The following is a 13,092-nucleotide window of genomic DNA, read 5'->3' as shown; positions in this document are numbered from 1 at the left end:
GGAGGCAAGTTGCCCCCGACGGGAACTCGGAGACACGGATTGTGATGTTGCTCAAAGATGAAGTCGAAATGCTGCGCCGAATAACCCTGTTCTCGGGATTGCCGCCGGCAAAGCTGAAACTTCTGGCCTTCACGTCCGACAGGGTCATGTACAGCGCTGGCGAAGCGCTGTTCTATCAGGGTGACATCGGCGACGCGGCCTATGTCATTCTTTCCGGCAAGGCGGAGGTGCTCATCAATACGGCGGGTGGGCCTTTCAAGATCGCCGAAGTCGAGCAGAATTCGATCGTCGGCGAAATCGCCATTCTCTGCAACACGCCACGCACCGCGACGGTGCGCACCAGCACGCCGCTCGAGGCCCTGCGCATCCGCAAGGACGATTTCCTCAAGCTTCTGGCCGATTTCCCCGAGATGGCGGTGGAAATCATGCGCGTTCTCGCCGACCGCCTCGCGCAAACGACGGCGGAGCTCAGCGAGGCCCGCGGCTCGATGGAGCCGGTGGACGCCTGACGGCGGCACCTCTCTTGTACGGGCGAACCTTCACGAAAATGCAGGCGGCGATGTGCCGGGGCAGCCATTCGCCTCGGTCATATGAGCCCTTCGCAAAATCCATTCCGCTTCGTCCGGATATGGGTTAGAGAAACGCTATGCGTTCGATCACCTATTTCCACAAGACCGTTCAGTTTCCCGACAAGCCGGAAAAGAAGCGCTTTTTCGCGCGGCTGCAGAACGGCGACTGGGAGCCTTGCACGTTCCAGAACATCGCGCGCCTGGTCGACGCCAAGACGACTTTCATCGACATCGGCGGCTGGATCGGCGTGACGCCCTATTGGGCGGCGCAGATTGCCGACAACGTCATCACGGTCGAGCCCGATCCTGTCTGTTTCGGCATCCTCAAGGAAATGCAGCCGGAGAATTGCGGCGAAGTGCGGGTCATCAATGCCGCGCTATCGGAGGATGACGTTCTCGTGCTGCATTCCGTCGGTGGCGGTTTCGGAAGCTCCGAAACATCGGCCCTGATCGCCGACGACGACGGCGAGGCGATACGTGCGCGCACCGTGACGATCGCAGCCCTTCAGGACATGGCGCGGACCGAAAGGCTCTGTTTCAAGATCGACATCGAAGGTTACGAGTATCGCGCGCTGGACCAGTTCCGCACGATCGATCGGATGCGGACGGCCGGCGTGCTGCTGGCGGTTCATCCGCAGATCCTGTTTGCGTCGCTGACGGGCTCCAGGCTGTCGCGCGTCCTTCGCACCATGACCGCCACTATCGGATTGATCCGTAGCCTGAAGGGCTTCCGCCTCGACAATCCCTCGGCAATCTGGACGGCGCTACGCAAATCGATCGCGCGCCGGGAGTTTCGCGGTTTCGACCTGCTGTTCGTGGCGCGCGAGGGTAGCCGCTAAGGAGCCTTTGGCGGCTCAAGTCCTTTCATGCATGAGGACAAGGACGGTAATGTCCGGGCATCCGCCGAGAACCGAAACGATCCTCGGTTCGGTTAACCATGCCCCCGCTTAAAGTTAACTCTTCGTTTCAAAATGTTACTTCCGGTGGTATAGGTTCGCTGCTGCTATTTCCTGGTTTTGGTTGTGGCGCGTCGCGGAGGGCGGTTGCATGTCCTGGTTATACGTTGCCGGTGTCGCCTATGGCCTGACGGCGTTTTTTCTCGTGGGGATGACCTACCTTGAAGGATTGCAGGCGCATGCACCTTGGAACATGTACCGCGTGGCCGGGCTTCTGGTCTGCGTTTTCTGGCCGATTCTGTTTCTGTATCTGATGCTCAGGATGGCATCGAAAAGACGAATTCCGGAGCGCTGACGGCAAGGGCCAGCGGCGCTTATCCTCAACGCGGCGCCTGAACGGCGGTATTTACCATACAACTAGAAAATGCCGGAGATTAACCCATGATTCCGTCATGCGGTTTATGGTCCGGCAGTGATCGAACGGTGTGAAAGTATCTCGGCATGTGCGGTTACGGTGGCTATTTCGGGTCGGTCCCGGATGCGGAAATCCTTCTCAAAAGGATGGCCTCTGCGATCGCGCATCGTGGCCCGGACGAAAACGGCGTTCTTGCCGCACCGGAGGCCGGGCTCGCCCATGTACGGCTGTCGATTGTCGGTCTCGGCGACGGCCAGCAGCCGATGTCCGACGAAACCGGCGACCTTTCGATCGCCTTCAACGGCGAGATCTTCAACTACGTCGAATTGCGCGAGGAACTGCGCGCCAAGGGGCGACGGTTCCGCACTGCGAGTGACACCGAGGTCATCCTGCATCTCTACGCCGTGATGGGCGAGGACTGCCTGTCCGTCCTCAACGGCGATTTCTCCTTCGCGATCTGGGATAGACGCCGTCAGCGCATGGTGTTGGCGCGCGACCGCATGGGCGTGCGCCCGTTGTTTTACACGACCCATGCCGGGACGTTCTATTTCGCCTCCGAAATCAAGGCGCTGCTCCAGGTTCCCGGCATTTCCGCCGAACTCGATCCCGTTGCGCTCGACCAGATTTTTACCCTTTGGGCGCCGATCGCGCCGCGGACCGGCTTTCGTGGCATTCACGAGCTCGAGCCGGCTCACCTGATGATCGTCGAGAAGGGCAAGACGTCGATCCGCCCCTATTGGCAACTCGACTATCCGGACCACGACGCGCCGCCGCTGTTTGCCGATGAGCGCAGCGCAGCCGAGGAACTACGCGCCCTTCTTACCGATGCGACCCGGATCCGCATGCGGGCCGACGTGACCGTCGGATCCTATCTCTCGGGCGGGCTCGACAGCTCCATCGTCTCGGCGCTTGCGGCCGGAATGGCGCCGCAGGGTCTGCGCACGTTTTCCGTGACGTTTGATAGCGTCGAACACGACGAGAGCGCCTTCCAGATGGAAATGGCGAAGGCGCTCGGCACGCATCATAGCGCGGTCGCCTGTCGTGCCGGCGACATCGCGAAGGTCTTTCCGCAGGTCGTCCGTTTCGCCGAACGTCCGATTATCCGCACGGCACCCGCCCCGCTTTACCAGCTCTCGGGTCTCGTGCGCGAGCAGGGATTGAAGGTCGTGCTGACGGGCGAGGGCGCCGACGAGGTCTTCGCCGGATACGATATCTTCAAGGAGGCGCGGGTGCGCCGCTTCTGCGGCCGCCAGCCCGGTTCGCGAATCCGGCCGCACCTGTTCCGCAAGCTCTACCCCTATCTGCCGGGCCTGCAGCAGCAATCGGCGGAATATCTCGCCGCTTTCTTCGGCGCCGGCGACGTGCCGCTCAACGACCCGCTGTTCTCGCACCGCCCGCGGTTCAAAAGCACGGCCGCGACCAAGATTTTCTTTTCTCCCGACCTGCGCGCCACGCTGAAGGACTACGACGCGGCCGAAGATCTGGCGAGCCGGCTTCCTGCTGCCTTCGGTCGCTGGCATCCGCTGCACCAGGCGCAGTATCTCGAAAGCCGTTTCCTTCTGCCCGGCTACATTCTCTCCAGCCAGGGCGACCGTATGGCCATGGCGCACGGGATCGAAGGACGCTTCCCGTTCCTGGACCACCGCCTCGTCGAGTTCGCGACGCGCCTGCCGCCGGAAATGAAACTGAAGGGGTTGGCGGAAAAACACATCCTGCGCGAAGCGACGAAGGACCTGCTTCCGCCGACCATCGGTCAGCGCACCAAGCAGCCCTACCGCGCGCCCGACAGCCATTCCTTCACCGGCGCCGGCGAACTGGAATACGTTCGCGATGCCATGAGCGAGACACGCATCGGTGACAGCGGTCTGTTCAATGCCAAGGCCGTGAGCAAGCTCTACGAGAAATGCCAGTCGCAACCGACCACCGGCTTTAGGGACAATGCCGCCTTCGTCGGCATCCTGTCGACGCAGCTCTGGCTGCAGACCTTTACCGGCACCAGCATCCGCGCCGCTCAAGCGGCCTGAAACCCATTGGGAAAGGAAATGAAATGACGGAAACCATCAAGGACAAGGTCAGGGCCTTTGTCATCGAGAACTTCCTGTTTGGCGATACCTCGTACGATCTCGCCGACGGCGCCTCTCTGATCGAGAACGATATCATCGACTCGACCGGCGTTCTCGAACTCGTCGCCTTTATCGAAGACCAGTTCGGCATCGCCATGGCCGACGCAGACATCGTGCCGGCGAACCTCGATTCGCTCGCGCGCATCTCGGCCTTCATCGAGGCAAAGGCCGGAGTGCCGGCCACGGCCTAACCAAGACCCGAGGGCGTTCCATGCGGTTCGAGCAGTTTCTCATCGGCAATGCGGCAAGGCATGCGGCCAAGACGGCGCTGGTCACCGATCGCAAGCGCCTCAGCTACGGCGAGTTCGACGATCTGTCGAGCCGGCTGGCGGCCGCGTTGGCAAAGGCAGGCGTCAAGCGCAACGACCGCGTCCTCGTGTTCATGGACAATTGCTGGGAGGCGGCCGTCTCGATCTTTGCGATCCTGAAGGCGGGCGCGACCTTCAGTCCGATCAACGCCTCGACCAAGGCCGACAAGCTCGCCTACATCATCGACGACTGCGAGGCGGCTGCGATCCTGACGCAGGCCAAGTTGATGCCGGTGGTGGCGGACGCCCGGGCGCAGAGCAGCGGCAAGGCGGATATCTTCGTCGCATCGACCGCGGCGCCCAATGGCCAGTCGCCTGCCGGAGCGGTGCCCTTCGAGGGCTGCCTGTCGGCGGAGGCGACGCCGGTGCCGCATGGCGGCATTGACGTCGATCTGGCGATGCTCATCTACACATCGGGGTCGACCGGCCGCCCGAAGGGCGTGATGATGACCCACCGCAACATCGATGCGGCGTCGGAATCGATCACCACCTATCTGCGCAACGGGCACGACGATATCATCCTCAACGTGCTGCCGCTCGCCTTCGACTATGGGCTCTACCAGTTGCTGATGGCGATCAGGCTCGGGGCGACGCTGGTGCTCGAAAAGTCCTTCGCGTTCCCGCATGCGATCTTCGAGCGTATTCGCGAGGAGGGCGTCACCGGCTTCCCGCTGGTGCCGACGATGGCGGCGATGATCCTGCAGATGCGCGACCTTGAGCCGGGTTTCCTGCCGAGCCTGCGCTACCTCTCCAACACCGCCGCCGCCCTGCCGCCGCCGCATATCGCCCGCCTGCGCGAGCTTTTCCCGGGCGCACGACTCTATTCGATGTACGGGCTGACAGAGTGCAAGCGCTGTACCTACCTGCCGCCGGAGGAACTGGATCTCCGGCCGGGCTCCGTCGGCATTGCCATCCCCAACACGGAAGCCTTCGTCGTCGACGACGAGGGCAGCCGCGTGCCGCCGGGCGTTCCCGGCGAACTCGTCATCCGCGGGCCGCATGTAATGCAGGGCTACTGGCGCAACGACGTGGCGACCGAGCGCATGCTGCGGCCCGGGCCGAACCCTTGGGAGAAGGTGCTCTATACGGGCGACCTTTTCCAGACGGACGAAGAGGGCTTTCTCTATTTCGTCGGCCGCAAGGACGATATCATCAAGACCCGCGGCGAGAAGGTCGCGCCCAAGGAAGTCGAGACCGTGCTCCATGCCCATCCCGGCATTGCCGAGGCCGTCGTCATCGGCATGCCGGATCCGGTTCTCGGCCACGCGATCGCTGCCCTTGTGGTGCGCACGGATCCTGACTTGACCGACAAGGACATCATCCGCCACTGCACCCGCCACCTCGAAGATTTCATGGTGCCGAAGATCATCGAATTCCGCACCGAACTGCCGAAGACGGATACCGGCAAGGTCAGCCGCCGACTTGCCGCCGAGACGATGGAGCCTGCACAATGAACATCAGAACAACCGGGGGCAATGGCCCGTTTTCGGCCGAAACCCTGACAATCGACCACGCGGCCGAGACCGATCGCATCGTTTCCGCCTTGCGCGGACAGTTGCGCTCCATGAAGAAGCGCGGTCTGGTGCTCGGGCTTTCGGGCGGCATCGACTCCAGCGTTTCCGTGGCGCTTGCGGTGCGCGCGGTCGGCGCCAAGAACGTCTTCTGCCTGTTCATGCCGGAAAGCGATTCCGATCCGGAAAGCCTGCGCTTCGGCCGGCTGGTCGCTGAAACCTTCGGCGTCGAGGCGATCGTCGAAGACATCGGGCCGATCCTCAAGGCCATGGGCTGCTACGAGCGCCGCGACGCCTTCATCCGGGAACTGGTTCCGGACTATGGCGACGGGTGGGCCTCGAAGGTCGTCATCGCCAACGCGCTTGAGGGAGAAGGCTACAACATCTCCTCGCTGGTCGTTCAGAGCCCGGAAGGCGTGCAATCGAAACATCGCATGCCGCCCTCGGTCTATCTCGGCGTCGTTGCGGCCACCAACATGAAGCAACGCACTCGCAAGCAGGTCGAGTACTATCATGCCGACCGGTTGAACTTTGCCGTACTCGGCACGCCCAACCGGCTGGAATACGACCAGGGATTCTTCGTCAAGAACGGCGACGGCGCCGCCGACGTAAAGCCGATCGCCCATCTCTATAAGTCGCAGGTCTATGCGCTTGCCGCCCATCTCGGCGTTCCCGCGGAAGTTTGCCGTCGCCCGCCGACGACCGACACCTATTCGCTGGAACAGACGCAGGAGGAGTTCTATTTCTCCCTGCCTTACGACCGCATGGACCTCTGCCTTTATGGCCTCAATCACGGGATCGAGATCGAGGCCGTCGCCAAGGCGGCCGGCTTGACCGTGGTCCAGGTCGAAAGGGTCTGGGCGGATATCGCCGCCAAGCGCAAGGCGACGCGCTACCTGCATCTCGGGCCGCAACTGGTGCAGCCCGTGGAGGAAATTGCCGGCTATTGAGGCCTGGCCGCACCGCCGCCCATCGTCAATCGAAGCTGCCGCCGATCAGCCGGCTCCAGTATTCGCCGGAAATGCCGTTGAAGAAGCCCTGTCCGTCGCGGCAGGCTTCGACGATGGTCTGGTCGCGCGAATGCACAACGGTCGAGGCGACGTGCACGAAGGCGATGCGTCGGCCGAGCATGGCTTCCATCAGCGCCGGTTGCGTGCGCCCGCGCAAACCCGCAAGCCCACGTCTCGACGCCTCGTCGACCAGGCAGTCAATGACCGGCCCGGCCTGCCCTGGCCGCGCCAGGATCTGCAGTACCCGACCGATTTCACCGGCTTTGACGTAGTAGGCGAATGCACCGACCACGGCGCCCGTGCGCGCCGTCACCAGCGCGTAGGCGAGTTCGCCCTGCTCGGGCTTCTTTTCGGCATCGGCAAGGATGTGGTCGAGCTGCCCGTCGCTCCATTCGGGGCGAAGCGGAAACGGCGCGGTGAACTGGTCGACGACGGCGGCAAAGCCGCTGCGGTCCGTCTCGGTCGCGGTGAAGCCGGCCGGTGCCGCCCCCGCCTCGGGCAGGGCGGACCAGCGCTGCTCGCCCTGGCCCATGCGCTTGCGATAGAACCTGTCGAGTGCGCGCGCGAAGGGGGCGGCGAGCCGGGCGGGCTTGATGCGGTTCGAGGCGACGCTCAGGCCAAAGGTCGCCGGACGGATGACGCGCACCCAGTCGAGGCTGTATTGCGGCAGGACCACGCCCCGAAGCCGCGTCCACATCTGCACAGAGACTTCGCTTGCTGTCTCACTGAAGGATAGATCCTGCGGACCGGCGAGGAAGGCCTTCATGAGGCGCGCTCCGGCCAAGGGGTCGCTTTCCCGGTCTTCCGCCATCAGCGATCCGCAGATCGCGGCGCGCAAGTGCCGGCCGTTCAGTGTCATCGGCAGCGCATTGACGCCGACGAAGCCGGTAATCCGACCCTCGTCGTTCACATGCACGAGAGGTCTGATTTCCGGATCGCAGCCTGGCCCGTCGAGATAGAGTTGCCGCATATAGTCGGCGAGCGCGGGCGAAGTGGTCCGCTCGTCACGGAACACCCGCTGGAACATTCCGGCGACCGCTGGAACGTCCGCGTGGTCTAGCGAACGGATTTCGCTCATCGGGCCTGCTCTCCGGCGCCGGCCTCTGCCGGGCCGGCGATTTTCTGGACGATGGCGACGCGCGGCTTGCCGTCACGGTCGGATGCGAAGGTGACCGGTGCATAGGCTTTCGCCCGTGAGAGAAGTGCAGCCGCCTGCCGCTCCTGGCCCTCGCCGAACTCGAACAACAGCCAGCCTCCCGGTTTCAGGAAGGCAAGGGCGTCCCGGATCAGGCGCTGGTGTATGGAAATGCCGTAGGGGCCTCCGTCGAATGCCTCGCGCGGCTCGTTGTCGAGCAGATGCGCGCGGTCCCCCTCCAGCCGGCCGGTCGAGATATAGGGTGGATTGCAGACCACCATGTCGATCTTGCCCTGGAGATCGTCGCTTTCGAGCGCCGCAAAAAGATCGCCCTGCCGGACAAAGACGCGCGACCCGAGGCCGAGCCGATCGACGTTGCGGCGGGCAAGCGCCACGGTGCTGTCCGTCAGGTCAGCGCCCCAGACACGCGCCGACGGGATCTCTCTGGCGATACCAACGGCGAGGTTGCCGGAACCGCAGCACATGTCGATGATGGTGACGTCGAGGGGGGCGCCTTCAAGGATTGAGACGGCTCTTTTTCCAAGAAGCTCTGTTTCTTCCCGTGGAACCAGGACGTCGGGCGCAAGTTCCAGTTCGACACCCATGAAGCGGTGCAGTGTTGCGGCCCGGTCTTCGGTCGGTCGGTCGGTCTGATTGCTGTCGTTTTGCGCCACAGCCACTCCTCATGTCGCTGGAAAACTCTGTAGACGTGCGGACCGCAGCCTAGTGCAATTGAGTAAACGGAAGCTGAAATACAATTGCCGCGAGCACGTTAACCGCGCAATCATTTCTGCCTGTTACCTTGCGCGTGATCAGAGGCGGGTGCTCGCTGTCATTGAACGCTTTTTGCGCGCAACAATGACGGGTTGAGATCAAGGGCAGATCGGAATGGCTTCGGAAGGTGTGAAGGAACGCGCGCACAAACCGTTCCTCTCGATGATCATATCCTATGCTGCATCCGGCGGCAGCCTTGTCATTGGCTCGGCTGCGCAGCTTCTGACCTTTGCGATCCTCGCGCGCTTTCTCGGCGTGCATGAATTCAGTGTCTTCGTCGCAATCACGGCCGTTGCCAACATCGCGGTTCACCTTTGTGGTCTCGGCGCGATGGAGTGCCTGGTGCGCCGTGTCGCGCGCGACCGGGGCATGTACCCGCAGATGCTCGGCCACAACATCATTCTGACCTCGATCAGTGGCGTGCTGCTGGTGTTGCTCGGCGCAGCGGTGTTGCCGTTCTTCTTCACGCTTTCGCCCGATCCCGCGGCCAATGTCGCGGTGATCACCTTGATGCTCGTGACCAACATCATCTTCGTGCGGGTCATCGTGCTGGCGGAGCAGATCTTTCTTGCGCATTCGAATTTTGCCTCGGCCAACAAGGTGGTCGTCGGTTTCGCCCTGGCGCGCACCATAGCTGCAGCGCTCGCCTGCATCGCCTTCGGGGTCGCGACGGTGGCCTCCTGGGCTGTATGGCAGTTCGTATGCCATGTAATCGTGGCCCTCGGCTGCTGGCGGGCGGTCAAGGGGTTGGGACGCCCGACCTATGGCATCGTGCGGGAAGAGCTGCCGCTCGGTCTCTATTTCAGCATCCCGTTCATCCTGCGCGCCGTCCGGCAGAACGCCGACCTTCTGGTCCTGAGCCTCGTGGCGAGCGCCGAGGTCATGTCCAGCTACAGCGTCGCGCGGCGCATGCTGGAGAGCAGCTATCTGTCGGTTGAGGCCTTGAACCGGCTGATCTATCCGGGTTCGGCAAAGGCAACGGCAGCCGGCCTGCACCACGCCTTCGAGCGCGTGCGCAAAGTGCTGTTCGCGGCCACCTCGATCAGCATTGCCGCGGCCGTTGCCGTTTTCGTGCTGGCGCCGGTGCTGCCCTATCTCTTCGGCAAGGACTACGTCTCCCTCGTTTCCTTCGTTCGCATCCTGTGCTGGGTTGTGGTGCCGCTCGCCATGTGGTCGGTGGCGATGGAGGCCCTTGGTGCGTCCGGCCACCATCCGGCGCGCGCTTCGGTCATGGGCCTTGGCAGCGTGCTTGGTGCGGCACTCACCGCCTGGGCGACCTGGTACGCACCGCCGACAGGCACGTTCATTTCCTTCTACGTGATCGAGACCGCGATGGTGATCGTCTCATGGGCGGTCTTCCTGCGCTTCGTGCGGCGCGATCGGGAACAGGCCGGCGCGGCCTCCCTGTCGACGGGGGTGGTGCATGGAGGTTGAGCTCGGGAAGATCCAGGCCGCACGGTCGTCCGGACGGGAAATGCCCCGGATGGGCAACGTGCGCGCCATGGAACCCCGGGATATCCCAGCCGTCAGCAGCATGTTCACCCGGATCTTTCGCAAGCGGGAGCAAGAGGCGAGCGCGGAGCTTCAGAACTATGTCGAGACCATCTTCTTCGGCAGCCCGCTTTATGCGCCGGAACACGGCAGCATCGTCTACGACGACGGGACCGGCGGCATCGGCAGCGCCATTCTAGCGATTCCCATGGAGTTCACGGTCAACGGCCGCCGAACGGTGGCGAAACTTCTCTGCGCCTTCATGTCCGAGGGCAAGGCCGGTGCGGTCGGCGCCGCCTGCCTGGCGCGCGCCATGCGGGCGACACGGCAAGACATGTGTTTTTCCGACAACTCGTCTCCGGTCAGCGCCGATCACTGGGTCGCTGGCGGTGGCGTCGTGCTGCCGATCCAGAGCCTCGACTGGCGCCGCTCCTTCCGTCCGTTCAGAGCCTGGGGGCTAACGGTTGGCAGGCAAGTGCGCCTGCTCAGATCCCCGATACTTTCCAAGCCGCTTGCGCTTGCGGACCGGCTTTTGCGCCGCCGCCGCCCGCGCACGAAACCCGATCCGGTGGCCGGCTGCACGACGCACGCCATTGATCCCGCTGCCTTCGTCGATCTCGCAGAACCCATGCTGCAGCGATTTTCCGTCAGGCCGGTCTGGTCGCGCAGCGAATACGACTGGCTGGTAACGGTCGCGCGACTGAACACGCCGCTCGGCGAGCTTCTCTGCCGCGAGGTCCGGGATGAAAGCGGGCGCGTCATCGGCGCTTATCTCTACTTCGGCAAGGCCGGCGAGCGGGCAACGGTGCTCAACGTCGTCTGCGAGGCCGGCCGTGAGTTCGCCGTCACCGCACAGATGTTCCATGCGCTTGACGCCGAGGGTTACGCGCTCGCCGTCGGCAGCTCGCAGCCGTTCCTCATGAATGCGATCTCGCGCCAGAGATGGCTGTCCTTCCACCATCGCGGCTATTTCTGCATGGTGACGCGGCATGCGGATCTGAAAGACGCGGCCCAGCGCAACGATATCTATGTGGGCGGTCTGGCATCGGAGAGCTGGAGCCGGTTGTTGACCGACTTCTGAAGCGACGGGTTAAGCGGCAATCCTGCCGTTTAACGGAATATTCACCGTACAACCTTAATTCTGCGCTAGAAGGCGGCTCGCGGGGTCACGATCTTCGCGTCTTGATGGGCGTGCGTGAGGGATGCTTATGTATAGGCCGGACGAGGCCGGAAAACAGGGGGCCAGCCAACCGGCACGCGAGCAGCGTGCACCGGTCGAAAGAGGCTCGCTGCTCGATCTGCTCTCGTCAGACCTTCACGAAGCGAAGTCTGGCGCTGACGGTTCGGCAACAGACCGGCCTGCCGAAGTCCAGCATCAATCCAGAGATGTTCCGAAAGCCTCGCCCCATCCGGCTGACTTGGTACCGCCCGTGTCCAGTGCGGCCGGCGCGCGTCGCGACAGCTATTTTCCCGGGTTGAGCGGCCTCAGCCGGATCGGCGTCGACGATATCATCGGCTGGTTGCGCGACGGGCTCATCTGGATAGTGCTGGCGCTCGTCCTGTGCGTGGGGGCCGCGCTCGCCTATGCGATGACGGCGACGCCCCGCTATACGGTCTACACCGATATCGTCGTCGATCCGTCCAACCTCAATGTCGTCAGCGATGACGTCTTCACCACCAATCCGCAGCGCGATGCGCAGTTGCTGGAAGTGGAAAGCAAGCTGCGTATCCTGACGTCGCGCAATGTGCTGTCGCGGGTGATCACCCAGATGCGCCTCAGCGAGGACCCGGAATTCGTGAAGCCCTCGGCCTTCAGTTCGCTGAAGAACCTCTTCTCGACGAAGGCGGAGCAGCAGGCCGGAAACGAGCTTGCTGCCATGCGGGCCTTGTCGGAGCGGGTGGAAGCCCGGCGCGAAGAGCGGTCCTTCGTGGTGGTGATGAAGGTCTGGAGCGAAGAGCCTGCGAAAGCGGTGACGCTGTCGGATGCGATCGTCGCGGCTTTCGAGCAGGAGCTGTTTCAGTCCGCCGCCGAGAGCGCCGGTCGCGTCGCGCAGAGCCTCAACGCCCGGCTCGACGAGTTGCGCCACAACGTCACCGAATCCGAACGCGCGGTCGAGGATTTCCGCCGCAAGAACGGGCTGCAGTCGACCAATGACGGTCAGCTCGTGAGCAATCAGCTTTCGAACGAACTCAACACCCAGGTTCTCGACGCCCAACAGCGCTTCATCCAGGCCGATACCCGCTACCGGCAGATGAACGACGCGATAACACAGGGGCGGACCGCAAGTGCATCCGAGTTTGAATCCGTCAACATGACGAACCTGCGAGAGCAGTATAACGTGCTGCAGCAGCAGATCGCCTCCATGCAGCGCACCTATGGGGAGCGCCATCCCCGCCTCGTCAATGCGCGCTCGGAGCGTGCGAACCTGGAATCGGCCATGGCCGACGAGGCGCGCCGCATCCTCGATCGCGCCAAGGCGGACATGGACCGGGAGCAGCAGGCCTTTTCGGCCTTGCGCGCCAAGGCGAGCGACGAGAAGTCGAACGTGTTCTCCGACAACGAAGCCCAGGTGCAGCTGCGAGACCTCGAAAGGGACGCGCGCGCCAAGGCTGCCATCTATGAGACCCACCTGGCGCGCGCCCAGCAGATCACCGAACGCCAGCAGATCGACACGACTAATGTTCGCGTGATCTCGCGCGCCTTGCCGCCGAATGCGCGCAGCTGGCCGCCGCGCACCGTGGTTCTGGTCGCCGGCGGCGGTTTCCTGGGGACTATTCTCGGCATATCCCTCGCGCTTGCCCTCGGTCTGTGGAGATACATCCGTCGTCCGCAGCCCCTGGCGCCGTGAGAGGGCGGCCA

General features: G+C 63.4%; 12 protein-coding genes. 10 read left to right on the top strand and 2 right to left on the bottom strand.

The annotated features are described in order from the left end of the window. Window positions 1–44 precede the first annotated feature (44 nt). The 7 genes from BLU15_RS14170 to nadE all read left to right on the top strand — a co-directional run bounded on the left by BLU15_RS14170 (window position 45) and on the right by nadE (window position 6,772). Window positions 45–509 (top strand): cyclic nucleotide-binding domain-containing protein, encoded by a 465-nt coding sequence (locus BLU15_RS14170; protein WP_034799203.1) that lies wholly within the window; start codon window positions 45–47, stop codon window positions 507–509. Between the two features lie 137 nt (window positions 510–646). Next, window positions 647–1,408 (top strand): FkbM family methyltransferase, encoded by a 762-nt coding sequence (locus BLU15_RS14165; RefSeq protein ID WP_034799205.1) that lies wholly within the window; start codon window positions 647–649, stop codon window positions 1,406–1,408. A gap of 208 nt (window positions 1,409–1,616) precedes the next feature. Further along, on the top strand, window positions 1,617–1,820 hold the full coding sequence (locus BLU15_RS14160; protein ID WP_034799207.1) for a hypothetical protein: 204 nt from the start codon (window positions 1,617–1,619) through the stop codon (window positions 1,818–1,820). A gap of 146 nt (window positions 1,821–1,966) precedes the next feature. After that, window positions 1,967–3,904 (top strand): asparagine synthase (glutamine-hydrolyzing), encoded by a 1,938-nt coding sequence (gene asnB, locus BLU15_RS14155; protein WP_090296005.1) that lies wholly within the window; start codon window positions 1,967–1,969, stop codon window positions 3,902–3,904. 23 nt (window positions 3,905–3,927) lie between these two features. Continuing rightward, complete coding sequence (locus BLU15_RS14150; protein WP_034799210.1) at window positions 3,928–4,194, top strand: acyl carrier protein; 267 nt, start codon at window positions 3,928–3,930, stop codon at window positions 4,192–4,194. 20 nt (window positions 4,195–4,214) lie between these two features. Further along, window positions 4,215–5,765: a class I adenylate-forming enzyme family protein gene (locus BLU15_RS14145; RefSeq protein ID WP_090296003.1), complete on the top strand. Its 1,551-nt coding sequence runs from the start codon at window positions 4,215–4,217 to the stop codon at window positions 5,763–5,765. Beyond that, entirely contained in the window at window positions 5,762–6,772 is a 1,011-nt protein-coding gene (nadE, locus tag BLU15_RS14140) for an NAD(+) synthase (protein WP_090296000.1), read from the top strand. Before BLU15_RS14145 ends, nadE begins: the two co-directional genes overlap by 4 nt. Window positions 6,773–6,797: 25 nt before the next feature. On the opposite strand, the gene BLU15_RS14135 is transcribed toward nadE, so the two are convergent. Next, the gene (locus tag BLU15_RS14135) at window positions 6,798–7,910 is read right to left on the bottom strand and encodes a hypothetical protein (protein WP_090295996.1); all 1,113 of its coding nucleotides are present in this window, start codon (window positions 7,908–7,910) and stop codon (window positions 6,798–6,800) included. Then, window positions 7,907–8,572 (bottom strand): N5-glutamine methyltransferase family protein, encoded by a 666-nt coding sequence (locus BLU15_RS14130; protein WP_082573034.1) that lies wholly within the window; start codon window positions 8,570–8,572, stop codon window positions 7,907–7,909. The genes BLU15_RS14135 and BLU15_RS14130 overlap by 4 nt, the downstream gene beginning before the upstream one ends. 283 nt (window positions 8,573–8,855) lie before the next feature. On the opposite strand from BLU15_RS14130, the gene BLU15_RS14125 reads away from it, so the two are divergent. The 3 genes from BLU15_RS14125 to BLU15_RS14115 all read left to right on the top strand — a co-directional run bounded on the left by BLU15_RS14125 (window position 8,856) and on the right by BLU15_RS14115 (window position 13,081). Next, a complete protein-coding gene (locus BLU15_RS14125; RefSeq protein WP_089043724.1) occupies window positions 8,856–10,175 on the top strand; it encodes a lipopolysaccharide biosynthesis protein in 1,320 nt (439 codons plus the stop codon). Window positions 10,176–10,215: 40 nt separating this feature from the next. Then, window positions 10,216–11,313 (top strand): GNAT family N-acetyltransferase, encoded by a 1,098-nt coding sequence (locus tag BLU15_RS14120; RefSeq protein WP_371589941.1) that lies wholly within the window; start codon window positions 10,216–10,218, stop codon window positions 11,311–11,313. Window positions 11,314–11,440: 127 nt separating this feature from the next. Next, window positions 11,441–13,081 (top strand): GumC family protein, encoded by a 1,641-nt coding sequence (locus BLU15_RS14115; protein WP_090295992.1) that lies wholly within the window; start codon window positions 11,441–11,443, stop codon window positions 13,079–13,081. Window positions 13,082–13,092: the final 11 nt, after the last annotated feature.

The organism is Ensifer sp. YR511 (assembly GCF_900103045.1).
GTDB lineage: Bacteria > Pseudomonadota > Alphaproteobacteria > Rhizobiales > Rhizobiaceae > Ensifer > Ensifer adhaerens.
This window is presented reverse-complemented; position numbering and strand designations above follow the sequence as displayed.